The 23,840-nt window shown below is 70.7% G+C and carries 21 protein-coding genes and 1 pseudogene; 14 read left to right on the top strand and 8 right to left on the bottom strand.

Annotated features, from left to right (window positions below):
• Positions 1-96 precede the first annotated feature (96 nt).
• The 8 genes from ABT170_RS06545 (at position 97) to ABT170_RS06510 (ending at position 9,202) form a co-directional block, all read left to right on the top strand.
• Positions 97-834, top strand: coding sequence for a YcnI family copper-binding membrane protein (locus tag ABT170_RS06545; RefSeq protein ID WP_351864534.1), 738 nt, complete (start codon positions 97-99; stop codon positions 832-834).
• Between the two features lie 45 nt (positions 835-879).
• Positions 880-1,536 carry an SCO family protein gene (locus ABT170_RS06540; RefSeq protein ID WP_329944781.1) on the top strand — a complete coding sequence of 219 codons (657 nt, stop codon included), beginning with the start codon at positions 880-882 and terminating at the stop codon, positions 1,534-1,536.
• The gene (locus tag ABT170_RS06535) at positions 1,533-1,979 is read left to right on the top strand and encodes a copper chaperone PCu(A)C (RefSeq protein ID WP_329944780.1); all 447 of its coding nucleotides are present in this window, start codon (positions 1,533-1,535) and stop codon (positions 1,977-1,979) included. The genes ABT170_RS06540 and ABT170_RS06535 overlap by 4 nt, the downstream gene beginning before the upstream one ends.
• 13 nt (positions 1,980-1,992) lie before the next feature.
• Positions 1,993-3,987 carry a copper resistance CopC/CopD family protein gene (locus ABT170_RS06530; RefSeq protein ID WP_351864530.1) on the top strand — a complete coding sequence of 665 codons (1,995 nt, stop codon included), beginning with the start codon at positions 1,993-1,995 and terminating at the stop codon, positions 3,985-3,987.
• 119 nt (positions 3,988-4,106) lie between these two features.
• Positions 4,107-5,435 (top strand): iron uptake transporter deferrochelatase/peroxidase subunit, encoded by a 1,329-nt coding sequence (gene efeB / locus ABT170_RS06525; protein WP_351864677.1) that lies wholly within the window; start codon positions 4,107-4,109, stop codon positions 5,433-5,435.
• Between the two features lie 117 nt (positions 5,436-5,552).
• Positions 5,553-6,488 (top strand): prephenate dehydratase, encoded by a 936-nt coding sequence (gene pheA, locus ABT170_RS06520; protein WP_329944778.1) that lies wholly within the window; start codon positions 5,553-5,555, stop codon positions 6,486-6,488.
• A gap of 627 nt (positions 6,489-7,115) precedes the next feature.
• Positions 7,116-8,393, top strand: a complete 1,278-nt coding sequence (serS, locus tag ABT170_RS06515; protein ID WP_329944777.1) for a serine--tRNA ligase — start codon at positions 7,116-7,118, stop codon at positions 8,391-8,393.
• The gene (locus ABT170_RS06510; protein ID WP_351864525.1) at positions 8,390-9,202 is read left to right on the top strand and encodes an HAD family hydrolase; all 813 of its coding nucleotides are present in this window, start codon (positions 8,390-8,392) and stop codon (positions 9,200-9,202) included. The genes serS and ABT170_RS06510 overlap by 4 nt, the downstream gene beginning before the upstream one ends.
• 153 nt (positions 9,203-9,355) lie before the next feature.
• Here ABT170_RS06510 and ABT170_RS06505 read toward each other — a convergent pair.
• From ABT170_RS06505 to ABT170_RS06485, 5 genes and pseudogenes are all read right to left on the bottom strand, one after another.
• A pseudogene (locus ABT170_RS06505) lies at positions 9,356-9,643 on the bottom strand (hypothetical protein); the annotation flags it as partial.
• Between the two features lie 375 nt (positions 9,644-10,018).
• On the bottom strand, positions 10,019-10,738 hold the full coding sequence (locus ABT170_RS06500; RefSeq protein WP_329944775.1) for an ABC transporter permease: 720 nt from the start codon (positions 10,736-10,738) through the stop codon (positions 10,019-10,021).
• Between the two features lie 30 nt (positions 10,739-10,768).
• Positions 10,769-11,680 (bottom strand): ABC transporter ATP-binding protein, encoded by a 912-nt coding sequence (locus tag ABT170_RS06495; RefSeq protein ID WP_351864522.1) that lies wholly within the window; start codon positions 11,678-11,680, stop codon positions 10,769-10,771.
• Positions 11,677-12,588 carry an ABC transporter permease gene (locus ABT170_RS06490; protein ID WP_329944773.1) on the bottom strand — a complete coding sequence of 304 codons (912 nt, stop codon included), beginning with the start codon at positions 12,586-12,588 and terminating at the stop codon, positions 11,677-11,679. The genes ABT170_RS06495 and ABT170_RS06490 overlap by 4 nt, the downstream gene beginning before the upstream one ends.
• Positions 12,575-13,606: an ABC transporter ATP-binding protein gene (locus ABT170_RS06485; RefSeq protein WP_329944947.1), complete on the bottom strand. Its 1,032-nt coding sequence runs from the start codon at positions 13,604-13,606 to the stop codon at positions 12,575-12,577. Before ABT170_RS06485 ends, ABT170_RS06490 begins: the two co-directional genes overlap by 14 nt.
• A 270-nt stretch (positions 13,607-13,876) precedes the next feature.
• Between ABT170_RS06485 and ABT170_RS06480 the strand changes: the two genes are divergently transcribed.
• The 4 genes from ABT170_RS06480 to ABT170_RS06465 all read left to right on the top strand — a co-directional run bounded on the left by ABT170_RS06480 (position 13,877) and on the right by ABT170_RS06465 (position 18,152).
• Positions 13,877-14,728, top strand: a complete 852-nt coding sequence (locus tag ABT170_RS06480; RefSeq protein ID WP_329944772.1) for a M24 family metallopeptidase — start codon at positions 13,877-13,879, stop codon at positions 14,726-14,728.
• Positions 14,725-16,497: an SDR family oxidoreductase gene (locus ABT170_RS06475; protein ID WP_329944771.1), complete on the top strand. Its 1,773-nt coding sequence runs from the start codon at positions 14,725-14,727 to the stop codon at positions 16,495-16,497. The genes ABT170_RS06480 and ABT170_RS06475 overlap by 4 nt, the downstream gene beginning before the upstream one ends.
• Positions 16,494-17,462 carry a MerR family transcriptional regulator gene (locus ABT170_RS06470; protein WP_351864517.1) on the top strand — a complete coding sequence of 323 codons (969 nt, stop codon included), beginning with the start codon at positions 16,494-16,496 and terminating at the stop codon, positions 17,460-17,462. Before ABT170_RS06475 ends, ABT170_RS06470 begins: the two co-directional genes overlap by 4 nt.
• Positions 17,463-17,609: 147 nt before the next feature.
• Positions 17,610-18,152: an RNA 2'-phosphotransferase gene (locus ABT170_RS06465; RefSeq protein ID WP_329944769.1), complete on the top strand. Its 543-nt coding sequence runs from the start codon at positions 17,610-17,612 to the stop codon at positions 18,150-18,152.
• Positions 18,153-18,185: 33 nt separating this feature from the next.
• Here the strand turns inward: ABT170_RS06465 and ABT170_RS06460 are convergent, their stop codons facing one another.
• Positions 18,186-18,476 carry a hypothetical protein gene (locus ABT170_RS06460; protein WP_329944768.1) on the bottom strand — a complete coding sequence of 97 codons (291 nt, stop codon included), beginning with the start codon at positions 18,474-18,476 and terminating at the stop codon, positions 18,186-18,188.
• Positions 18,477-18,695: 219 nt separating this feature from the next.
• Here ABT170_RS06460 and ABT170_RS06455 point away from each other — a divergent pair, with 219 nt between their 5' ends.
• Positions 18,696-19,592, top strand: a complete 897-nt coding sequence (locus ABT170_RS06455) for an LLM class flavin-dependent oxidoreductase (protein WP_351864513.1) — start codon at positions 18,696-18,698, stop codon at positions 19,590-19,592.
• 126 nt (positions 19,593-19,718) lie between these two features.
• Positions 19,719-20,564, top strand: a complete 846-nt coding sequence (locus ABT170_RS06450; RefSeq protein ID WP_329944751.1) for a Cof-type HAD-IIB family hydrolase — start codon at positions 19,719-19,721, stop codon at positions 20,562-20,564.
• A 7-nt stretch (positions 20,565-20,571) separates the two neighbouring features.
• Here the strand turns inward: ABT170_RS06450 and ABT170_RS06445 are convergent, their stop codons facing one another.
• The gene (locus ABT170_RS06445) at positions 20,572-21,585 is read right to left on the bottom strand and encodes a M23 family metallopeptidase (protein ID WP_351864510.1); all 1,014 of its coding nucleotides are present in this window, start codon (positions 21,583-21,585) and stop codon (positions 20,572-20,574) included.
• A gap of 361 nt (positions 21,586-21,946) precedes the next feature.
• On the bottom strand, positions 21,947-23,653 hold the full coding sequence (locus ABT170_RS06440; protein ID WP_351864507.1) for a GAF domain-containing sensor histidine kinase: 1,707 nt from the start codon (positions 23,651-23,653) through the stop codon (positions 21,947-21,949).
• Positions 23,654-23,840: the final 187 nt, after the last annotated feature.

Below are 23,840 nucleotides of genomic sequence, written 5' to 3'. Positions count from 1 at the left end.
TCTCACCGCCTTCCGCGCGGCCGGGGTGTCGTGATGCCGTCGCGCACCCGCGCGCCGGAACACCTTCCCTCGTTCTCCTGTGGAGTGATCCCTGCCATGAACGTTTCACGCATCGCCATCGCGGGCGGCGTCGCCGCGTCCACCGTCCTGCTGTTCGCCGGTCCCGCCGCCGCGCACGTCGGCGTACAGCCGCAGGGCGAGGCCGCCAAGGGCGGTTACGCCACCATCAACTTCAAGGTGCCCAACGAGCGCGACAACGCCTCCACGGTCAAGGTCGAGGTGAGCTTCCCGGCCGACCACCCGCTGTCCTCGGTCACCCCGCAGGCCGTGCCCGGCTGGAAGATCACGGTCGACAAGACCAAGCTGGACAAGCCGCTCGACGTCCACGGCAAGAAGATCAACGAGGCCGTCTCCAAGGTGACCTGGACCGCGGACGGCGGCAAGATCGAGCCCGGCTACTTCCAGCAGTTCCCCCTCTCGGTCGGCCAGCTCCCCGAGGACACCGACCAGCTCGTCTTCAAGGCCCTCCAGACGTACGACAACAAGGAAGTCGTCCGCTGGATCGAGGAGCCCAAGGAGGGCGCGGCCGAGCCCGAGAGCCCGGCCCCCGTCCTCAAGCTGACCGCGCCGGCGTCCGATGCCCACGGCGGTGCCGCGGCCGGCAAGGAAGCCGACGAGCACAAGACGGACGAGAAGGCCGCGTCCTCCGAGGAAACCGCGGCGGCCGAGTCCGCCAGCGACAACACCGCCCGCACCCTGGGCATCATCGGCATCGTCATCGGTATCGCGGGGGTCGCCTTCGGCGTCCTCGCAGGCCGTCGCCGTACCGCCTGACCCGCCGGTTCCACCACCCGCACCACACTCAGGAAACAACTCTCCATGCGCAACAAGAAGATGGTGCCGGCCGTGGCGTTCGCCGCCGCGGCCGCACTGACCCTGTCCGCCTGCGGCAGCAGCGACGACTCGGCGAAGAAGCCCGTGGCCGACGTCAGCGCCGAGGCCAGGACCCAGGCCGCGACCGTGCTCGACCAGCCGTTCACCAAGCCGAACCTCGTACTCACCGACACCAAGGGCAAGAAGTACGACCTCCGCGAGGAGACCAAGGGCAAGCCCACACTCATCTACTTCGGCTACACCAAGTGCCCCGACGTCTGCCCGCTGACCATGAGCAACATCTCGCTCGCCAAGCGGGCGCTGCCCAAGGCCGACCAGGACAAGCTCCAGGTCGTCTTCGTCACCACCGACCCCGAGCGGGACACCCCGTCCTCCCTCGGCAAGTGGCTCGCGGCGCAGGACCCGTCCTTCACCGGGCTCACCGGCGACTTCCCGGCCATCCAGGCGGGAGCACGGCAGATCGGCATCGGCATCGACGCGCCGAAGAAGGAGAAGGACGGCACCGTCGTCTCGATGCACGGCGCCCAGGTCATCGCCTTCTCCCCGAAGACCGACCAGGGTTACCTGCTCTACGGCGAGGACACCACGTCCGAGGACTACGCCAAGGACCTCCCCAAGATCCTCAAGGGGGAGACCCCGTGAACCGCCGCACGACCCTCGCCGCCGTTCTGGCCCTCACCACCGGGCTGACGCTGGCGGGGTGCTCCACGGACAGCGAACCCGAGCTGAAAGTCGTCGGAGCGTTCATGCCGCAGCCCGTCAGCGACATGGCCGCCGCCTTCCTCGTCGTGCAGAACAGCGGCGACACGGCCGACCGGCTCACCTCGGTGACCAGCCCCCTCTCGGACGACGTCACGATCCACGAGACGAAGAACCAGAAGATGCGCAAGGTCACGTCCTTCGAAGTCCCCGCCGGCGGCGAGCTCGATCTTGAACGCGGTGGCAACCACATCATGTTCATGAAGCTCAAGCAGAAGCCCAAGCAGGGCGAGAAGGTCTCCATGGAGCTGCACTTCGAGAAGGCCGACCCCATCAAGGTCGACCTTCCCGTGAAGGAGACCACCCACAACCCGAAGAAGCAGTGAGGGACTGACACCCATGACCGCCACCGCCCCGCGCTTCGGGCCATCCCCGATACGACGGCCGCTCGCCGCGGCCGCGCTCCTCACCACGCTGATCAGCCTGCTGTTCGGTCTGGTGCTGGCCGGCGCGAGCCCCGCCTCCGCGCACGCGGCCCTCACCGGGAGCAACCCGCAGGACGGGGCGGTGGTGGACACGGCCCCCGCGGAGGTCACGCTCACCTTCTCCGAATCCATCGCCATGGGCGACGACTCGATCCGTGTCCTCGACCCCACCGGCAAACGCGCCGACGACGGTGCCCCGCGCGACATGAACAGCCCCGGCACCGTGCAGTACGGCGTCAAACTCCACTCCGGTCTGCCCGACGGCACCTACACCGTGGCCTGGCAGGCCGTGTCCGCCGACAGCCACCCCGTCTCCGGGGCCTTCACCTTCTCCATCGGCGCCCCGTCCGAGACCACGGTCGCGCTGCCCTCCACCAGCGCGGGCGGCGGTCTCGTCGGCACCCTCTACAGCATCGCGCGCTACGCGGCGTACGCCGGATTCGTCCTGCTCGTCGGCGGAGCCACGTTCGTCCTCGCCTGCTGGCAGCGCGGCGCCGCCTCCCGCCCGCTGCAACGCCTCGTCGTCCGGGGCTGGATCACCCTCACCGCCGCCACCCTGCTCATGCTGCTGCTCCGCAGCCCGTACACCGGCAGCGGGAAGCTCGCCGACGCCTTCGACCTCAACGGCCTGCAAGCCGTGCTCGACACCAAACCCGGCGCCGCACTCGTCGCCCGGCTGCTCCTGCTCGGTGCCGGTGCCCTGTTCATCGCCGTCCTGTTCGGGGCGTACGCGAAGCGCGAGGACGAGAAGGAGAAGAAGGACCTCACCTTCGGACTCGCCATCGGGGGCGCGGTCATCGCCGCGGGCATCGCCGGTACGTGGGCGCTCTCCGAGCACGCGTCGACCGGTATCCAGGCGGGCCTCGCCATGCCGATGGACGTCCTGCACCTGCTGGCCGTCGCCGCCTGGCTCGGCGGGCTCGCCGCGCTCCTCGTCGCCCTGTACCGGACACCCGGCATCGACAGCGCGGCGGTACGGCGCTTCTCCCGGATCGCGTTCGGCAGCGTGCTCGTCCTCACCGCGACCGGCATCTACCAGTCCTGGCGCCAGGTCGGCTCCTGGTCGGCGCTGACCGGCACCCGGTACGGACAGCTGCTGATCATCAAGGTGGGGCTGCTCGCCGTACTCATCGGCCTGGCCTGGATCTCCCGTCGATGGACGGGCCGGCTGACGGACGGGGCACAGCCCGGAGCGGAGGCCTCGGAGGAGGCGGAGGCCGACGAGGCGAAGGCCGACGAGACGGCAAAGAGCCCCGAAGAAGGCGAGGGTCCCGAGGACGGGGCGGACCCCGGGGAGGGGGAGAGCGGTCAGGAGCCCGCGCCGGAGATCGCGCCCGAGCGCGCCGCGCAGCTCGCCCGGCAGCAGGCCGTTCTCACCGCCACGAAGAAGAAGCGGGTCCGTGACGCCGACCCCGAGCGTTCCGGGCTGCGCCGCTCGGTCCTGGCCGAGGCGGCCGTCGCCGTGGTGCTGCTCGCCGTGGCGACGGTCCTGACCTCCACCGAACCGGCCCGCACCGAGGAGGAGGCCGCCCGCAGCACCACGGCAACCGCCGCTCAGGGCGCCTCCGGCCCCGTCAATCTGAGCATGCCCTTCGACACCGGTGGCCAGAACGGCAAGGGAACCGTCCGGATCGACCTCGAACCCGGTGGCACCGGCTCCAACGAACTGCACATCTGGGTCGACGGCAGCGACGGGAAGCCGATGGACGTTCCCGAGGTGAAGCTCGCCCTCACCCTGGAGTCCAAGGACATCGGCCCGCTGCCGGTCGTCCCCGACCGGCTCGCCGAGGGGCACTGGACGGCGAGCGGTGTCCAGATCCCGATCGCGGGCGACTGGAAGATCGCGGTGACGGTGCGTACGTCGGACATCGACCAGGCCACCATCGACAAGAACGCAAAGATCGGCTGAGCACGGTGAGCAAGAGCACGAAGAGTGTGAAGGGCGCGGGGAACGCGAGGGGTACGAAGGATCCCTCGGCGTCCGCACGGACGGCTGCGGCGGCGGGAACGGCTGCCGGGGCGGAGACGGTGGCCGGGGCCGGTACCGGCTCGCAGGGCCGTACCGGCACGGATGGCGTCGGCTTCTCCCGGCGGCGGCTGCTCGGCAGCGCGGGGGCCGCCGGGGCCGCCGGCCTGGTGCTCGGTGCCGCGGGGGGCGCGGCCGGGTACGCCGCGTCCCGCCCCGACGAGCCGACCGCGCTGACCGCCATCGGGGCCACCGAGGCGATGTTTCACGGGAAACATCAACCGGGGATCACCACTCCGCTTCAGGCCCGGGGCCATCTGATCGCCTTCGACCTGGCACCGGGCGCGGGACGCAAGGAGGCCGCCGCGCTGATGCGCCGCTGGTCGGCCGTGGCACGGGAACTGATGGCGGGGCGCCCGGCCGGCGGCACGGACGGGCCCGGTCATGACACCGGCATCGCCCTGGACGCCGGGCCCTCCTCGCTGACCGTCACCTTCGGCTTCGGCCGGACCTTCTTCGACCGCACCGGCCTGACCGGCCGCCGGCCCGCCGGGCTCGACCCGCTGCCCCCGTTCTCCTCGGACCAGCTCGACGCCAGGCGCTCCAACGGCGACCTGTGGGTGCAGATCGGCGCCGACGACGCGCTGGTCGCCTTCCACGCCCTGCGCGCCATCCAGAAGGAGGCCGTGGGAGCGGCCGGGGTGCGCTGGCAGATGAACGGCTTCAACCGCACTCCCGGTGCCACCGGGCGTCCGATGACCGCGCGCAATCTGATGGGCCAGATCGACGGCACCGGTAATCCGCAGCAGACCGACGACGACTTCGACACCCGGATCTTCGTACCGTCCGCGGCGGATGCTCAGGGGGCCTCGGGGGCTCCGGGGGCTCCGGATGCTTCGCAGGACTGGCTGGCCGGTGGCTCCTACGCCGTCGTACGGCGCATCAGGATGCTGCTGGACGACTGGGAGAAGCTTCCGGTGGACCGGCAGGAGCAGGTCATAGGGCGGCGCAAGTCGGACGGGGCCCCGCTCAGCGGTGGCTCCGAGACCACCCCGATGGACCTCGACAAGGCCGGTCCCGACGGCAGGCTCGTGATCCCCGACAACGCCCACGCCCGGATCTCCTCGCCCGAGAAGAACGGTGGCGCGGCCATGCTGCGGCGTCCCTTCTCGTACCACGACGGCATCTCGGCGGACGGCACCCCGGACGCCGGGCTGCTGTTCATCTGCTGGCAGGCGGATCCGTTCCGGGGCTTCGTCCCGGTGCAGCGCAAACTCGACCGGGGCGACGCGCTCTCGCCGTTCCTCCGGCACGAGGCGAGCGGACTCTTCGCCGTACCGGGCGGCGCCGCGAAGGGCGAGTACGTGGGTCAGCGGCTGCTGGAATCCTGAGGCTCCGGCGGCCGAGGGCCGACGCTCCGGCCATCGGGGTCGCGCAACTCCGGATGCGCGCCGGATCGCGTTCCGGGACGGCCCGGCACCGGGCGTACGGCGCATTAGGGTGACCGTATGTCAGCCACGCGCTACGCCTATCTCGGCCCCGAAGGCACCTTCACCGAGGTCGCCCTCCGCACGCTCCCCGAAGCCGCCACCCGGGAGCTCGTCCCGATGGTCTCCGTACCGGCCGCCCTGGACGCCGTACGCAGCGGGGAGGCGGCGGCAGCGCTCGTACCGATCGAGAACTCCGTCGAGGGCGGCATCACCGCGACGCTGGACGAGCTGACCTCCGGCGAACCGCTGATGATCTACCGCGAAGTGCTGCTCTCCATCACTTTCGCGCTGCTGGTGCGCCCCGGGACCAAGCTGTCCGACATCAAGACGGTCACCGCGCACCCGGCCGCCCAGCCGCAGGTACGCAACTGGATGGCGGCCCATCTCCCGCAGGCCGCATGGGAATCGGCCGCCTCCAACGCGGACGGGGCACGGCTGGTCCAGGAGGGGCGTTACGACGCCGCCTTCGCGGGTGAGTTCGCCGCGGCGACCTACGGCCTGGAACCTCTGGTGACGGAGATCCACGACGCGGAGAACGCCCAGACGCGCTTCGTCCTCGTGGGCCGGCCCGCCCGGCCCTCGGCCCCGACCGGGGCGGACAAGACGTCCGTGGTGATCTGGCTGGGCGACGACCACCCCGGTGCGCTGCTCGAACTCCTCCAGGAATTCGCCGTCCGCGGGGTCAACCTGATGCTCATCCAGTCGCGTCCGACCGGAGAGGGCATCGGGAACTACTGCTTCGCCGTGGACGCCGAGGGGCACATCGCGGACCGGCGGGTCGGCGAGGCCCTGATGGGGCTGAAGCGGATCTGTCCCAACGTGCGGTTCCTCGGTTCGTACCCGCGGGCCGGAGTGACGCCCGACGAGGTGCGACCGCTGCGGGCGGGGACCTCGGACCGGGAGTTCACGGACGCCTCCGACTGGCTGGCGCGCAGCCAGGACGGCCGGGTCTGACGCCCGCCCCGGGCCGTACGGGATCGCCGGGGCGAGGGCCGCACGGGCCGTTCCGCTCCGGTCCGACCTGCAGATTTTCATGTACCCACAGGGTTATCCACAGGGCGGCGGTTCAGCCTGGGGATAAGTCGACACCGCAATGCGACATCGTCGACAAATCACCCAGCGACCCCAGATGCACCCAGGGGGGTTCAGGAGGGCTCAGGGGCTTCAATGTCAGCCCAATTCCCTTGATCAACTCTTTGGGGCGAGGAATTCCCACCCGAATGAGCGTGTGGGGCGGGTTTGGGGTGAGATTCCACGAGCCTTGCCCGACACCCCGGAACGACTCCTTCCAGCATCCACAGAACTTCTTCACAGCCTGTGGATAACTAATTCTCCACAGGCCCCCTGTGGACAACATCGGGACGACGGCCCCCCAACTCCCCTTATGGAGAAGGCCGATACGTCAAGACGGGTCGCCCCTTCTGCCCTGTTTAGGGGAATACACTCCCCTAATTGACGCCCCCGCTCGCCCCGTACCCGGCGATTCCTCCCCAGGATTATCAATTCCGGCAATACGGGCAAAGTGACACGCACGGCAATATCGGTTCGAGCGCCAGAAGCGCGCACCGGTAGCCTGGAGGCGTGATTGACCTTCGCCTGCTCCGTGAGGACCCCGACCGTGTTCGCGCCTCCCAGCGCGCCCGTGGAGAGGACGTCGCGCTCGTCGACGCCCTGCTCTCCGCCGACGAGCTGCGCAGGTCGTCCGGCGTCCGCTTCGACGAACTCCGCTCCGAGCAGAAGTCGCTCGGCAAGCTGATCCCCAAGGCCTCCCCCGAGGAGCGCGCCGAGCTGCTGAAGAAGGCCGATCAGCTCAAGGCCGACGTCAAGGCGGCCGACGCCGCCCAGGACGCGGCCGACGCCGAGGCCAAGCGGCTGCTGCTCCAGCTCGGCAACATCGTCCACGAGGACGTGCCGGTCGGCGGCGAGGAGGACTTCGTCGTCCTGGAGACGCACGGCACCATCCGCGACTTCGGAGCCGAGGGCTTCGAGCCGAAGGACCACCTGGAGCTCGGCGAGAAGCTCGGCGCCATCGACATGGAGCGCGGCGCCAAGGTCTCCGGTTCGCGCTTCTACTACCTGACGGGCGTCGGCGCGCTGCTGGAGCTCGCCCTCGTCAACGCGGCGATCGCCCAGGCCACCGAGGCCGGCTTCATCCCGATGCTGACCCCGGCGCTGGTCCGTCCGCGCGCCATGGAGGGCACCGGTTTCCTCGGCCAGGCCGCGGAGAACGTGTACCACCTGGAGAAGGACGACTACTACCTGGTCGGCACCTCCGAGGTACCCCTCGCCGCGTACCACATGGACGAGATCATCGACGCCGACAAGCTGCCCCTGCGGTACGCGGGCTTCTCCCCGTGCTTCCGCCGCGAGGCCGGTACGTACGGCAAGGACACCCGGGGCATCTTCCGCGTCCACCAGTTCGACAAGGTCGAGATGTTCTCGTACGTCGACCCGGCGGACGCCGAGGCGGAGCACCGCCGGCTCCTGGACTGGGAGAAGCAGTGGCTCACCGGTCTCGGGCTGCCCTTCCAGGTGATCGACGTCGCCACCGGTGACCTCGGGTCCTCGGCCTCGCGCAAGTTCGACTGCGAGGCCTGGATCCCGACCCAGGGCAAGTACCGCGAGCTGACCTCCGCGTCGAACTGCGACGGCTTCCAGGCGCGCCGCCTCTCCGTCCGGATGCGGGACGGCAAGAAGGTCCAGCCCCTCTCCACGCTCAACGGCACGCTCTGCGCCGTACCGCGCACGATCGTGGCGATCCTGGAGAACCACCAGCTGCCCGACGGTTCGGTCCGGGTGCCCGAGGTGCTCCGTCCGTACCTGGGCGGGCGTGAGGTTCTGGAGCCGGTCTCCAAGTGACCTTCCCCTACAAGCTCGTCGCGACCGACCTGGACGGCACGCTGCTGCGTGACGACGACACGGTCTCCGAGCGCACACGTGAGGCGCTGGCCGAGGTCACCGCGGCCGGCGCCGCACACATCATCGTCACCGGACGCGGCGTCCCGTGGACCCGGCACATCCTGGACGACCTGGGATATGACGGTCTCGCGGTCTGCGGCCAGGGCGCGCAGGTCTACCACGCGGGCGAGCGCAAGCTGCTGACCTCCCTGACCCTGGACCGGCAGCTCGCGGGGGTCGCGCTGTCCAGGATCGAGTCGGAGATCGGCCCGCTGGCGCTGGCCGCGAGCCGGGACGGGCTCGACGGCGAGGTGCTGTTCGGCCCCGGCTACCGGATCCAGGAGGGCCCGCTCCCGGCCGTCTTCGTGGACGACGCGACCGAGATGTGGGCCGCCCCGCTGAACAAGATCTACATCCAGCACGCGGAGCTCGACGACGACGCCCTGGCCCGGTCCGCCCGGGAAGCCGTCGGCAGCCTGGTGGACGTGGTCATGGCCGGACCCGGTGTCGTGGAGATCCTGCCGCTGGGGCTGAGCAAGGCCACCGGCCTCTCACTGGCGGCGCGACGGCTGGGTGTGAAGGCCGCGGACACGCTGGCCTTCGGCGACATGCCGAACGACATCCCGATGTTCGGCTGGGCGCAGCACGGCGTGGCGATGGCCAACGCGCACGACGACCTGAAGGCCGTGGCCCACGAGATCACGGCCTCGAACCAGCACGACGGCATCGCCGTGGTGCTGGAGGAACTGCTGCGGGCGTCCCGCCCGTAACGGCGCCCGTCTCGCGGTGCCGCCCGGTTGCCTGGTTCGGTGCCGCCCGGTCTCGCGGGCACTCCGTTCCGACTGCCCGCGACCGGTTCCGACTGCCCGCGACCGCGAAGGTCGCGGGCAGTCGTCGTCCCGGCCGGCCCCGCGGGCCGCGGGTCAGCGGCGCCTGTTGCGGCGGCGCAGGTCCTTCAACCGGTGGACGAAATCGTCCATGCGCGCGTCGATACGCGTGATGTCCCGCGAGACGTCCGACAGCCGGACACTGATGGCTCCGACCACCTGACGCGTCGCTTCCAGTTTCCGGTCGAGGCTGTCGAACCGCTCGGACATCCGGCACAGCACCGGGCCGAGTTCCTGGAGCGCGCTGCCGACTCCGACGAGGCAGCTCTCGATGCGCGTGACGCGCCGGTCGAGCGAGTCGTACCTCGTCCGCAGGTCCTCCTCCGGTGGAGAACGCTCACGGTTGCCACTCACTCGATGACCGGCCCGACGGGCGGTGTCCCCACCCGTGCCGGCACTCCCCGATTTCACGAAAGCTACGACGCCACGGAATCCAGTTGCCTCCACGCACCCTGCACAACGACCCGATAACCGCACAGTTACGCGTACGACGGTCCGCTCATAGGACAACCCCCGCCCATCGGACGGGGGTTGTCGTACGGACACCGCGAGGTCCCGCACAGGGGTCGTGCAAGGCCCCTCGGTCAAGGGGCCCGCACCGTGATCCTCAAGGGCCCGCGGGGTCCCTCACGTTCCCGCGAGGGCCCGTGCCGGCCAGGCCCTCTGCGCCGGGCACCCCCTGGACCTCGGAGAAGCCGCTCACTCCTCGCCGGCCAGCTTCAGCGCACGCAGCTTCTGGCCCGCGTACCAGGTGGCCGCCACCGTCACGGCGACCAGCAGCACCGTCGCGAGCGGCAGACCCACGTCGGAGGTGATCGCCCCTTCCCGGCCGACCTTCTCGGCGACCGCGAGGGACCACTGCTGCACGCTCAGCGTCCGCGCTCCCGGCACCAGGCTGCCGAACAGGGTCTCCCACACCAGGGCGTACACGAGGCCGAGCACCACCGCGTGGCGGCTGATCGTGCCCAGCAGCAGGAACAGCGCGCTGTACGCGATCGAGGCGACCAGCGCCGCGATCGTGTAGGCCACGGCGATCTGCTGCCCGTTGCCGTTCAGGATCAGCCCGGCGACGAGGGTCGGCAGGGCGGAGAACACCATCGTGACGGCGATGGCCACGATCAGCTTGGTGAAGATGATCGTCGGCCGTTTCACCGGCTTGGCCAGCAGATAGACGATCGAACCGTCGTCGATCTCGGGGCCGATGGCGCCCGTGCCCGCGATCACACCGATCAGCGGCACCATCGTGGCGATGGCGAAACCGCCGAGCACGTTCGCGGCGACCTGGTCATCGGCCCCCGCGAAGGCGCGGACGGCCACGGCGAGGGCCACCAGCAGCACGGGCAGGACGAACAGGATGGCGGCCCGGCGCCGGCCGAGCAGGGCCCGGTAGGTGAGCCGGGCGACTGTGGGGTCGTACATGACGCTTCACAGCTCCTTTCAGGCCACTACTCAGGCCGCTACGAGATAGGAAAAGACCGATTCGAGGGACTCGTCGGACGGCGAAACGGTCAGCAGCCGGATGCCCTGTTCACGTGCCACCCTGGGCAGCAGTTCGGTGAAGCGCCCGAAGTCGACGGCCTGGATCCGCAGGGCCTGTTCGCTCAGGTCGACCTCGATCCCCGCCGTGGAGGGGTCGGCGATGAGCGCGGCCGCGAGGGCCCGGTCGTCGCTGGACCGTACGAGATACCGGTGCGGCCGGTCCGTCATCAGGCGGCGGATCTTCCGGAAGTCACCGGACGCGGCATGCCGCCCCGCCACGATCACTTCGATGTGTGTGGCGAGCTGCTCGACCTCTTCGAGGATGTGGGAGGAGAACAGGACCGTGCGGCCCTCCGCCCCCATCTGCCGCAGCAGCTCCATCAGCTGCATCCGCTGACGCGGGTCCATCCCGTTGAACGGCTCGTCCAGCAGCAGCACGGACGGCTCGTGGACCAGGGCGGACGCCATCTTCACGCGCTGGCACATGCCCTTGCTGTACGTCGAGATCTTGCGGTCCTGCGCGTACTCCATCTGGACCGTGGCCAGCGCCCGCTGCGCCTCCGCCGCGCCCAGTCCCTGGAGTTCGGCGTTGGCGACGACGAACTCCTGGCCGGTCAGGAAGTCGTACATGCCCTCCCGCTCCGGGACGATGCCGATCTCCTTGTAGACCGACTCGTTGCGCCAGATCGTCCGGCCGTCGAGCGTGACCGTGCCCGTCGACGGGGCGAGGAACCCGGCCATCATGTTGATCAGCGTGGACTTCCCGGCACCGTTGGGGCCGAGCAGCCCGGTGACACCGGGCCCCACGGTCATGCTCACGTCGTTGACGGCGACCACATTGCCGAACCAGCGGGAGGTGTGGTCGATCTCGATGGTGGTCACAGCCCGACCCTCCGGTAACGGCGCATCAGGACGGCGTACGAGCCGGCGACGAGCGCGAGAACAACGATCAGGTAGACCGCTCCGGCGCCCGCCCCCGGGCCTTCCCCTCCGGGGAAGGCCGAGGTGGCGCCGAGGAACGCGGTCTGGACGCCGTCGATCAGTGTGATCGGCGAGAAGAGCCCCAGCCACTGCACGGCTCCGGTGGAGCCCGTGTCCCAGGCGATGGCCTGGACCGTGGAGACCGCACCGTAGGAGATGGTCAGTACGGCGATGACCGCGGCGACGCCGAATCCGCGGCGCGGAGTGAGTGCGGCCATCACCAGTCCCAGACCGGCGAACAGCACGGACAGCAGCGCCACCGACACCAGCCCCTGGCCGAACCACTTGGTCTGATCGGCGAAATCGAACTTCGCGAGCAGGGAGCCCACGTACAGGACGAGCAACGGCACCCCGGTGAGCACGAACAGCGCCGACGCCATGGCCGCGAACTTGGCGACCACGTAGTCGACCCGTTCGATCGGCCGCGAGAAGTACAGGGGCACGCTCTTGAAACGGAGGTCCCTGGACACGGCCTGCGGCGCCTGGGAGGCGATGAAGAGGCCGATGACGGCCTGGAGGTAGATCGCGTACGACGTGTACTTGACCACCAGCTTCGTCGCGTCCGGAGCGACCATGGAGACCGCCACCAGAATTGCGGCGACCAGGGTCATCACACCGAACAGCAGCATCGGCAGCACCTTGGACTTGGCCGAACGGCCCAGTCCGAAGGAGCCCCGCAGGGTCTGCGAGTAGAGCGAGCGGCGGGCGTAGGCGCGGCCCAGACGCGGCCCGTCGTACGAGCGGTACCCGATGTTGTGGATCCGGGAGGTGTCGCTCCCGCTCACGGCCCCGGTCTCAGTGCTGCTCATCGCGACCGTTCCCCTTCTGCTGTACGGCCCCGGCGGTCGCGGACGCGGCCCGTGCCACGTCCCGGTCCGCGGGAGCCTGTTCGGTACGGAAGACCTCGGCGATGTGGTGGCGCCGCTGTTCCATCCGTACGAGGCCGAGTCCGAGCCCGGCGACGCTGTCGCGGACGATGTCGTACGTCTCCTCGCCGGTCGCCTCGACCAGCAGGATGTGGCCCGCGCCGGGCAGCCCCTCCGCGTCGAGTCCGTCGTGGCCGATGAGCGTGACCCCGGCCGCGGTGAGTGCCCCGCGCAGGGCGCCCGTGCCGTCGGGGTGGGTGTCGCTGTCGGTCACCTCGACCGCGAGGGTGGTGGTGGTCTGGGTGAAGTCGCTGGTGGAGCTGGACCTCAGCAGAGCGCCGCCGTCGATGACGACGACATGGTCGCAGGTGCGTTCCAGCTCGCCCAGGAGGTGCGAGGTGACCAGCACGGAGATGCCGAAGTCGGTGTGGATACGGCGGATGAGGCCGAGCATCTCGTCGCGGCCGACCGGGTCCAGGCCGTTGGTCGGCTCGTCGAGAAGGACCAGCTTCGGGTCGTGGACCAGCGCCTGGGCCAGCTTCACCCGCTGCTTCATACCGGTCGAGTACCCGCCGATGGGGCGGTAGCGCTCCTCGTAGAGGCCGACATGGCGCAGCGTGTCGGCGGTGCGCTCGCGCGCCGCTGTCGGCGGCAGGCCGGACATCCGGGCCATGTGCACGACGAACTCGGTCGCCGAGACGTCCGGCGGCAGGCAGTCGTGCTCGGGCATGTAACCCACCCGTTCCCGGATGGCGGCGCCGCTGGTCGCCACGTCCAGCCCGAGCACCGCGGCCCGGCCCTCGGTGGCGGGGGAAAGACCCAGCAGGATCTTGATCAGTGTGGACTTGCCGGCTCCGTTGGAACCCACCAGGCCGGTCACGCCGGTTCCGATGTCCAAGGAGAGCCGGTCAAGAGCGGTCACCCGGGGGAACCGCTTGCTCAGGCTTTCGGTCGCGATCACAGTCACGTCTACGAAGGTAGTGGCGCGGGCCACAGCGGTCGTCAGCCCTGGCGGCTGGTTCCGCCTCAGACTCCAGGTGTACGGACCCGTAAGGGGACCCCACGAGGGAGGAGCCCGAGGGGAGGTCAGGGCAGGAGCCCGGGGAGGAGCCGGGGAGTTGTCCACAGGACCTCGCACGCCTCTTGACGTAGCCGCCGGACATTGTCACATTCATCAGTGTCACGTTACGGGCACGTACCGCACACGGCAGGGAACGGACGGTGGCACGGCATGACCTCGGCGGTGAAGGACGGAACGGCCCCGGAACTGCGGGGGTTCAGAGAGGTGCAGCGCCTCGCCTACGACTGCGCGGAGGCGGTCGCCGCCCAGCTCCGGCCGGGGGTGACGGAGCGCGAGGCGGCGCGGATGCAGCGGGAATGGCTGCGCCGGAGAGGGGTGCGGGACTGGTTCCACCTCCCCTTCGCCTGGTTCGGGGACCGCACGGCGTTCACCGGCTTCAAGGTGCCGCTCCAGTTCTTCCCGACCAACCGGAAGCTGGAGCCGGGCATGCCGTTCATTCTCGACATGGCCCCGGTGTACAAGGGATTCACGGCGGACATCGGGTATTCCGGCTGTCTCGGGCTCAGCCCCCTTCACGACAGGCTCATGGCCGACCTGGAGGCCCATCGTGAGCTGATCCTGCGCGAGGTGCGCGAACGCCGCTCGCTGCGCGACATCTACGAGGACGTCGAGCGCCTCATGGTCGGACAGGGCTACGCGAACCGGCACCGCGCCTACCCCTTCGGTGTCATCGCCCACAAGGTGGACCGGGTCGCCGAACACCGTTGGTCCCCGCAGGTGTTCGGGTTCGGCACCCAGTCGCTCAAGGGTCTGGTGAGCGACGCGCTGCACGGGCACCGGGAGGGCTGGTCGCCGCTGTGGAGTCCCTACCGCTTCTCCGACCATCCCCCGCGGCCCGGACTGTGGGCGGTCGAACCCCACCTCGGATTCCGGGGTACGGGCGCCAAGTTCGAGGAGATCCTGGTCGTCACCGACTCCCGGGACCCCGAGCAGAGCGCCTTCTGGCTGGACGACGATCTGCCGCACGTGCGGCGCTGGGCCGAGGAGAAGGTGGCGGCGTGAATCTGTCAGGAACGCGCGAACGCCGGGTGCGCACGGGCGGAATCGAGCTGTGCGTCGCCGAGCTGGGCGATGAGCGGCGGCCGACGGTGGTTCTGGTGCACGGCTACCCGGACAGCAAGGAGGTCTGGTCGGACGTCGCGGTGCGACTGGCCGAGCACTGGCATGTGGTGCTCTACGACGTGCGGGGACACGGCAGGTCCACGGCGCCGAAGCCGCTGCGCGGCGGCTTCACGCTGGAGAAGCTCACCGACGACTTCCTGGCGGTCGCCGACGCCGTCAGCCCGGACCGGCCGGTGCATGTGGTGGGGCACGACTGGGGGTCGGTCCAGTCGTGGGAGTTCGCCACGGTCAAGCGCACCGAGGGCCGGATCGCCTCCTTCACCTCGATGTCCGGTCCCTCCCTGGACCACTTCGGACACTGGATCAAGCAGCGCATGACCCGCCCCACCCCCCGGCGCGTGGGCCAGCTCCTCGGCCAGGGCGCCAAGTCCTGGTACGTGTACATGCTCCATACGCCGGTGCTGCCGGAGCTCGCCTGGCGCGGGCCGCTCGGCAAGCGGTGGCCCCGGATCCTGGAGCGGATGGAGAAGGTGCCCGCGGGCGACTATCCGACGTCCTCCCTGCCCGCCGACGCGGCGCACGGTGCCTGGCTCTACCGCGACAACATCCGCTACCGGCTGCGCAGGCCGCGTGCCGACGCCTACGCCCATGTGCCGGTCCAGCTCATCACACCGACCGGTGACGCCTTCCTCTCGGAAACGCTCTACGACGGACTGGAGCAATGGGTCCCGCAGTTGGTACGCCGCTCGCTGCCGGCCAAGCACTGGGTGCCGCGGACCAGGCCGGACCAGCTCGCCTCCTGGATCAGTGAGTTCGTCACGGCCAACGAGGACGCCCGGCACGAGGGGCTGCCGGTGCAGGACACCGCGGCCAGGGGCGCGTACGCCGAGCGGTTCGCCGGTCAGCTGGTGCTGGTCACCGGCGCGGCGGGCGGCATCGGGCGGGCCACCGCCTTCGCCTTCGCCGAGGCGGGGGCCCGGGTGGTGGCGGTGGACCGGGACGGCGAGGGCGCGGCCCGGACGGCGGAGATGGCCCTGCTGATCGGCGCCCCGGCCGCCTGGGGCGAGACCGTCGACGTGAGCGACGAGCAGGCGATGGAGAAGCTCGCGGAGAAGGTCGCCGCGGAGTACGGAGTCGTCGACGTCCTGGTCAACAACGCCGGGATCGGGCTGTCCGGCCCGTTCCTGGAGACCACCAGCGAGGACTGGAAGAACGTCCTCGACGTCAATCTGTGGGGAGTCATCCACGGCTGCCGGATCTTCGGCAGGCAGATGGCCGAGCGCGGCCAGGGCGGCCACATCGTCAACACCGCCTCGGCGGCGGCCTATCAGCCCTCCCGGGCGCTGCCCGCGTACAGCACGTCCAAGGCGGCCGTGCTGATGCTGAGCGAATGCCTGCGGGCGGAGCTGGCGGAACGGTCGATCGGGGTCAGCGCGATCTGCCCCGGCATCGTCAACACCAACATCACCGCGACCACGCACTTCGCGGGTGCCGACGAGACGGAGGAGAAGCGTCTCCAGCAGCGGACCAGCCGGCTGTACGGTCTCCGCAACTACCCGCCGGAGAAGGTCGCCGACGCCATCCTCAAGGCCGTGGTGCGCAACCAGGCCGTGGTGCCGGTGACACCGGAGGCCCGGGGTGCCCGGCTGCTGTCCAGGATCAGCCCCGGGGTGCTGCGCGGGGTCGCCCGGCTGAAGCCGCCGCTGTGAGCGGGCCGACCGCATCCTCGCCGACGGAGGTCCGGGCCGGGGCGGAGTACCGGATCGAGGATCTGGCGCATGCGAGCGGCGCCACGGTGCGCACGATCCGCGCCTACCAGGACCGGGGGCTGCTGCCCACTCCGGAGCGGCGCGGGCGGGCCAATGTGTACCGGGAGACCCACCTCGCCCGGCTGCGGCAGATCGCCGACCTGCTGGACCGCGGCTACACCCTGGCCAGCATCAAGGAGCTGCTGGAGGCCTGGGACGCGGGGCGCGGTCTCGGCGGGGTGCTCGGGCTGGTCGCGGAGGTGCACGGCCCGTGGACCGACGAGGAGGCGGACCGGATCACCCGGGCCGAGCTGGAGGCGAGGTTCGGCGGAGCGCAGGACGACGAGTCGGTCGCCGAGGCTGTGGAGCTCGGCATCCTCGAACGTGTTCCGGGCCGGGAGGACGAGTTCCTCGTACCGAGCCCACAAGAGCTGGCCGTGGCAGTGGAATTGCATGCCGCAGGAGTCCCCCTGCCCGCAATCTCCGGACACCTGCGGGAACTTCGCGGGCAGGTCGAGCACATAGCGTCCCGCTTCCTGGAGTTCACCACCGAGCACGTCTTCGCCCGCTACCTCGGCCACCGTCCTCCGAAGGACGCCGACGCGGCGGAGGCCGCCTCGATGGTGCGAAGGCTCCGCCCGCTGGCCCAGCAGACGGTCGACGCCGAACTGGCCCGTGCCATGCGGACCTTCGCCACCCGGCATCTGCACCACCACCTCGGCGCCGAGGGTGACTGCGCCGACCCGCAGGAGCCGCGTCCGGTCCTCCTTCCCGCTCGGACAACGCAGGCGGTGCAGGCACTCGTTGGGCCACGGAACGTAGCCGCCTTTGTCACTGCTGCGACCGAACGAGAGGTACAAGCCCGGACATTGGACGCACTTGCCCCATCTGACGCAAAGCGTAAGGATATTGACCAAATGGATTAAATCCAAGGTCACTTGTCCACAGAATCGCCAAATTAGCTGTGGATAACCCGAGTTGGCTGTGGATCAAACCTGGGGACAGAAATTACTGCCTGAACGCTGAGGGAAATCCTGATGCGCCGGAAAGCGTGTCGCGGGCACCCTGGCTCCATGGACGAACAACGCACCGTGAAGGTGTCGAAGTACCTCTCGAAGCATCTGCGGCACCGGCCCGAACGGATCGGCATCACTCTCGACGCCCACGGCTGGGTAACCGTCGATGAACTGCTGCGCGCGACGGCCCGGCACGGCTTCGCCCTCACCCGCGCCGAACTCGACCATGTCGTCGCCGCCAACGACAAGCAGCGCTTCACCCTGGACGGAGACCGCATCCGCGCCAATCAGGGCCACACCGTCGCCGTCGACCTGGACCTCCCGCCGGCCGAGCCGCCCGCGTACCTCTACCACGGCACGGTCGCCCGGGTCCTGGACGTGATCCGCGCCGAGGGGCTGCGCCCCATGGACCGCCACCACGTTCATCTCTCCGCCGACCGTGAGACGGCCACCCGCGTGGGCGCCCGCCGGGGCCGGCCCATCGTCCTCGCCGTGGACGCGGGAGCCATGCACCGCGCGGGCCACACCTTCCGGGTCAGCGCCAACGGCGTCTGGCTCGCGGACGCCGTGCCCCCGCAGTTCCTGCGCCTGCCCGGCTGACGCGTCCACACCGGCGCCACGAGGCCGGCGCGCCTACCGCGCCAGGTTCGACAGACCGGTACGGAGATCGTCGAGATTCATGACCGGCTGCAGACTCACCTTGGCACCGGCCTGGAAGAACCGCTCGCTGATCGGCGGCATCTGCGCGGACTCCTGCATGTCGAAGACGAGCATGCACGTACGTACGCCGTCGACGGGAGCGAAATACGCCGCTTCGGGCTTGAGGTGCTCGACGACCTCATTGATGATCTTAGGCATCGTCCCGTCGTTGACCGCGCGGTTGGCGGCCTCGGTGTCCATCCGTGCGGTGAGCAGCATCCTCATGACGTCTCATCCTTCCGGCGGACCACGCCCCGGCGCCGCGCACTCGCACGCGAGGACCCCGGGCGGGCCCGCCTCCACCCTCTCGCCGGGAAGGCCCCGCGGCAACCACTGTCGCCGGCCCCCGCCACGCATTACGGCGCGGCCCCACCGCGCGGGACGAAGGCCTCGGAATACGGCGGTCGCGCCCCGTACGACAACAGCCCGCCGTATCGTCGAGCCATGCGTCTGAGCACTGTCATTCTGCCCATCCACCGCTGGACCGAAGGCCGAAAGGTCTGGCAGCGCGCCGAGGAGCTGGGTTTCCACGCCGCGTACACCTACGACCACCTGTCCTGGCGGACCTTCCGGGACGGCCCGTGGTTCGGAGCGGTTCCGACCCTGACCGCGGCGGCCCTCGCCACCGAGCGGCTGCGGCTCGGCACCCTCGTCACCTCGCCCAACTTCCGGCACCCGGTGACGCTCGCCAAGGACCTCATGACGCTGGACGACGTCTCCGAGGGGCGGATCACCCTCGGGATCGGCGCGGGCGGCAACGGCTTCGACGCCACGGCCCTGCGCCGCGGCGACGAGGAGCCGTGGACGCCGCGCGAGCGGGCGGATCACTTCGCCGAGTTCGTGCCGCTGCTGGACAAGCTGCTGCGCGAGCCCTCGGTGACGTACGAGGGCGAGCTCTACTCCGCGAACGAGGCCCGCAACATCCCCGGATGCGTCCAGCGCCCCCGGCTGCCCTTCGCGGTCGCCGCCACCGGTCCGCGCGGGCTGAAGCTCGCCGCGCGGTACGGCCAGGCATGGGTCACCACCGGCGACCCGAAGGTGTTCGAGAACGGGACCCCCGAGCAGTCCGTGGCAGCCATCCGCGGACAGGTCGCGAAGCTCGGGGAGGCCTGCGAGTCGGTCGGACGGGACGTGGCGGAGCTGGACAAGATCCTGCTCACCGGCTTCACCCCCGACAACCCGCTGGACTCCTTCGACGCGTTCGTCGACTTCGCCGGAACCCACTTCGCACTGGGCTTCACGGAGATCGTCCTGCACTGGCCGGTCCCCGGGTCCGACTTCGCCGCGGACGAGAAGGTCTTCGAGCGGATCGCCACCGAGGGGCCGGCCCAGCTCGCCTGACCGACGGAGCGGTACGGCGACGCCTTCAGGCATATGCCGGAGGAATGTTTCGCAGTTCAGGGGCGCGCGTCCTCAGATGCGCGCCCCTGCGCACACCCGTGCACCCTCGTACGCGAGAATGAACCGGTGACCCCAGCTACCGACTCGCCCCCGCCTGCCCCGACCCGGCTGATCGCCACCGATCTGGACGGCACCCTGCTGCGCGACGACAAGACCGTGTCCGAGCGCACGATCGCCGCCCTCGCCGCAGCCGAGGAGGCCGGGATCGAGGTCTTCTTCGTCACGGGCCGGCCCGCCCGCTGGATGGACGTCGTCAGCGACCACGTCCACAGCCACGGCCTGGCGATCTGCGCGAACGGCGCGGCCGTCGCCGATCTGCGTGCCGACGGCAAGCTGCTCACGGTCCACGCCCTGGAGCGCGAAGCCGCCCTCCACACCATCCACACCCTGCGCGAGCGGGCCCCCGGCACCTCGTTCGCCGTCGAGCTGACCACCGGTATCAACTACGAACCGGCCTACCCTCCGTTCCATCTGGACCCGGCGGCCGCGGTGGCCGTCGCCGAGAAACTGCTCCACGAGGACGCCCCGGGCACCGGTGCCCCGGTGCTCAAGATCCTCGCCCACCACACCGAGCTCGCCCCGGACGAGTTCCTCTCGCTGGCCCGCGCGGTCGCCGGTGACCGGGCCTCCTTCACCCGGTCCAGCCCCTCGGCGCTCCTGGAGGTCAGCGGGCTCGGGGTCTCCAAGGCCAGCACCCTGGCCGAATGCTGCGCGCAGCGCGGCATCTCCCCCGCCGAGGTCGTCGCCTTCGGTGACATGCCCAATGACGTGGAGATGCTCAGCTGGGCCGGTGCCTCGTACGCGATGGGCAACGCCCACCCCGCCGCCCTGGCCGCCGCGTCGGGCCGGACCCTCACCAACAACGAGGACGGCGTCGCGGTCGTCATCGAGCGGATCATCGCCGCCGGCTGACCTTCCCCTACGCCGCCGGGCCCGGCGGCGTACCGGGTCCGATCCGCACGCCGTGCTCGCGCAGCCAGCGTGCCGGATCGACGCCGGAACCCAGCTGGGGAGTGAGGCGCACCTCGAAGTGGAGGTGCGGGCCGGTCGAGTTCCCCGTGGTGCCCGACTGGCCGACCCACTGGCCCGCGTGCACCTGTTCGCCCTGGTCCACGGCGACGCCCGCCAGATGCGCGTACTGCGTGTAGTAGCCACCCGGGTGCCGCACCAGGACCTCGACACCGAACGCGCCCCCGCAGGAGACCGACACCACCCGGCCCGCGCCCACCGAGCGCACCGGCGTGCCGATGTCCACGGCGAAGTCCTGCCCCGTGTGCCGTTTCGCCCAGTGCGCGCCCGCGCTGTCGAACCCCGCCGACAACGCGTACGTCTCCACCGGCGCGACCCAGCTCCGCCCGTCCGGCGGGCCCTTCGGCTGCTCGATACGTACGGCACCGGCGCACTTCCCGGCCGCCACGCTGCGTTCCGCCTCGCCCTGGAGCCGCCATTGGGCCGCCTCCAGTCTGTCCGCGATGCCCCGCTTGACCTCGGCCAGCCCGATCATGCGTACGTCCAGGTCGCGCCAGGCCTTCCGCGCGCGCCGCTCGGCGGTGCGGAGGGCGCGTCCGGCCCGCCGGGCGCGTTCCAGCAGCCGGGTCACCGCGCGCTCCGCCTGCCCGGCCAGCCGATGGGCGCGCAGCAGTTGTCCGGGGTCATCGGCGAGCAGGAGCCGTGCGGCGTACGGGAGGCCGGCGCCCTCGCCGCGGTACTGGGCGCGGGCCAGCCGGCCCAGGTCCGCGTCGATGGCCGCGAGGGTGCGCCGATGTGCCGTCAGCGCCTTCTCGTACCGCCCCGCCTTCGCCCGCTGCGCGGCGGCGGAGCGCCTGCCCCTCTCGTACGCCTCGGCCGCCCTCGCGGCTTCCTCGTACAGCCGGGTGACCGCGGCGCCCGCGCCGGACGGGCCGGGCGGCCGGGGAGGCCCGGGAGCGGCCACGGCGGGCAGGGTGAACAGGGCGAGCAGAGCACAGACCAGCAGTACGGCCGGCCGCCCACGGCCACGGCCACGCCGAGGACCGAGGGCAGGGCCGGGGCCGGGGTCAGAGGCAGGCCCGAGGGCGGGACCGGGGCCAGGGGCAGGACCTGTACCGGTACCGGGACGGCGGCGACTCAGTGCGGCGGAAGCCATCTCCGGATGGTCACCCCCGGCCGCCGCAATTCCCGGGACCGCGAGGTGTCGTACGGCCAACCGGCCTACTCCCGCCGGGCCGCGAGAACCGCCGGGACCGCCGGGCCACCAGGCCGCGAGAGCCGCCGGGGGCGCCGGGCCGCCGGAGCCTCGCCCGGCGGGCCGCCCCTCAGAGCGGGGCCTGCCACACCACCGTCGTACCGCCCCCGTCCTCGCCGATCCCCGGTCCGAACCAGCTCGCCCCGCCCAGCGACTCGGCGCGGCGGGCCAGGTTGCGCAGTCCGCTGCGACGACCATCCCGCGGGATGCCCACCCCGTCGTCGGCGACCGAGAGGCGTACCGCGTCACGCCCGTCCGGCAGGGTGACGGTCGCGTCGACGACCACGTCGATGAGGGAGGCGTTCGCGTGCCGGAAGGCGTTGGACAGCGCCTCGCGCAGGGCGGCGATGAGATTCTTGCCGGTCAGCTCACCGACGAGTGAATCGACGGGGCCGAGGAAGCGGTGCGACGGCTTGAAGCCCAGCGGCACCGCCGCCATGTTGATCTCGCGCATGACGCGGGTGCGCAGCCCCGACGGCGCTTCGGCGGGTTCCTGCTGGAGCGCGAAGATGGCGGTGCGGATCTCCTGGATGGTCACGTCCAGTTCGTCGACCGCCCGGCCGACGCCGGTCTGCACCTCGGGGACCTCCGACCGGCGCTGCGCGCTCTCCAGCATCATCCCGGTGGCGAACAGCCGCTGGATGACCAGGTCGTGGAGGTCGCGGGCGATCCGGTCGCGGTCCTCGTACACGGCGAGCCGTTCCCGGTCCCGCTGTGCCTCGGCCATCATCAGCGCGAGCGCGGCCTGGGAGGCGAACTGGGTGGCCAGCGTCCGTTCCGTCTCCGTGAACGGGCGGCCACCCCGGGCCCGGGGGGTGGCCAGCGCACCGAGCACCCGGCCCCCGCTGTGCAACGGCAGCAGCATGCTCGGGCCGAACCGGTCGGCCAGCCTGGTGATCATGCGGGAGTCGGTGGCCGAGTCGTCTATGAACACCGGGTCGCCGTCGAGCAGCGTCGCCACCACCGAGCTCTCCGCCGGAATGATCACTCCGAGCGACGCGGTGGGGTCGTCGGCGGAGACGGCGACGATCTCCAGACCGCCCTCCGCGGCCGGCAGCAGCACGATCCCGGCGGCGGAGTCGGCGAGATGACGGGCCTGTTCGGCGACGACGGCCAGGGCGTCGTCGGCGTCGCCGCCGGAGAGCAGCGCGGTGGTCACGGCCACCGAACCGTCGATCCACCGCTCCCGCTGCCGCGCCTCCTCGTAGAGGCGGGCGTTGCCGATCGCGATCCCGGCCTCGGTCGCGAGCACCCGCACCATGTGCAGGTCGTAGTCGTTGAATTCGGCCCCGTCGTGCTTCTCGGTCAGATACAGGTTGCCGAAGATCTCTCCCTGCACCCGGATCGGTACGCCGAGGAAGGTGCGCATCCGGGGATGGTTGGGCGGGAAGCCGGCGGACCTCGGATCGGCCGTCAGATCGGCCAGCCGGACGGGGACGGGGTCGTGGATCAGAGCGCCGAGGAGCCCCCGGTGCCCGTCGGGCCTGCGCCCGATCGCGCGGGCCACGTCGTCCGGGACGCCGAAGGTGACGAAGTCGGAGAGCCCTTCGCCCGCTTCGTCGACGACGCCGATCGCCGCGTAGCGGGCGTGCGCGAGTTCGGCCGCGGTCTCGCAGATGCGGTCGAGGGTGGAGTGCAGTTCCAGGCCGGTGCCGACGGACCGCATCGCCTCCAGCAGCTGCGGGACACGGGCGGTGAGTTCGGTGGAGAGCCCTCGCAGGCTGCGCGTCGCCTGTGTCGCGGCTTCGAGTGAGTCCTTCGGGTCCTGCTCTGACATGCACCGAGCCTAATTAGTCCCGATTGGCAACGAAAGTCGGACCTCCCGTCCGGCCTCCTCCGGTACGGGCGCCACACCTCTCGGCGTGACGCCCGCAAGCGCGTCCGTACCGGGCCCCTGAGACCCAGGTCCCCCGTGCGCCGGGCCCCTGAGTCGCCGGGCCCCTGAGCCCTCAGCCCTTCAGCCC

The organism is Streptomyces sp. NPDC001787 (assembly GCF_040297465.1).
Taxonomy (GTDB): Bacteria; Actinomycetota; Actinomycetes; order Streptomycetales; family Streptomycetaceae; genus Streptomyces.
This window is presented reverse-complemented; position numbering and strand designations above follow the sequence as displayed.

Coding starts and splice junctions, on each gene's coding strand:
- ABT170_RS06545 (WP_351864534.1), top strand. CDS start 97: ATGAACGTTTCACGCATCGCCATCGCGGGCGGCGTCGCCGCGTCCACC.
- ABT170_RS06540 (WP_329944781.1), top strand. CDS start 880: ATGCGCAACAAGAAGATGGTGCCGGCCGTGGCGTTCGCCGCCGCGGCC.
- ABT170_RS06530 (WP_351864530.1), top strand. CDS start 1,993: ATGACCGCCACCGCCCCGCGCTTCGGGCCATCCCCGATACGACGGCCG.
- pheA (WP_329944778.1), top strand. CDS start 5,553: ATGTCAGCCACGCGCTACGCCTATCTCGGCCCCGAAGGCACCTTCACC.
- ABT170_RS06500 (WP_329944775.1), bottom strand. CDS start 10,738: ATGTACGACCCCACAGTCGCCCGGCTCACCTACCGGGCCCTGCTCGGC.
- ABT170_RS06490 (WP_329944773.1), bottom strand. CDS start 12,588: ATGAGCAGCACTGAGACCGGGGCCGTGAGCGGGAGCGACACCTCCCGG.
- ABT170_RS06480 (WP_329944772.1), top strand. CDS start 13,877: ATGACCTCGGCGGTGAAGGACGGAACGGCCCCGGAACTGCGGGGGTTC.
- ABT170_RS06465 (WP_329944769.1), top strand. CDS start 17,610: ATGGACGAACAACGCACCGTGAAGGTGTCGAAGTACCTCTCGAAGCAT.
- ABT170_RS06460 (WP_329944768.1), bottom strand. CDS start 18,476: ATGAGGATGCTGCTCACCGCACGGATGGACACCGAGGCCGCCAACCGC.
- ABT170_RS06455 (WP_351864513.1), top strand. CDS start 18,696: ATGCGTCTGAGCACTGTCATTCTGCCCATCCACCGCTGGACCGAAGGC.
- ABT170_RS06440 (WP_351864507.1), bottom strand. CDS start 23,653: ATGTCAGAGCAGGACCCGAAGGACTCACTCGAAGCCGCGACACAGGCG.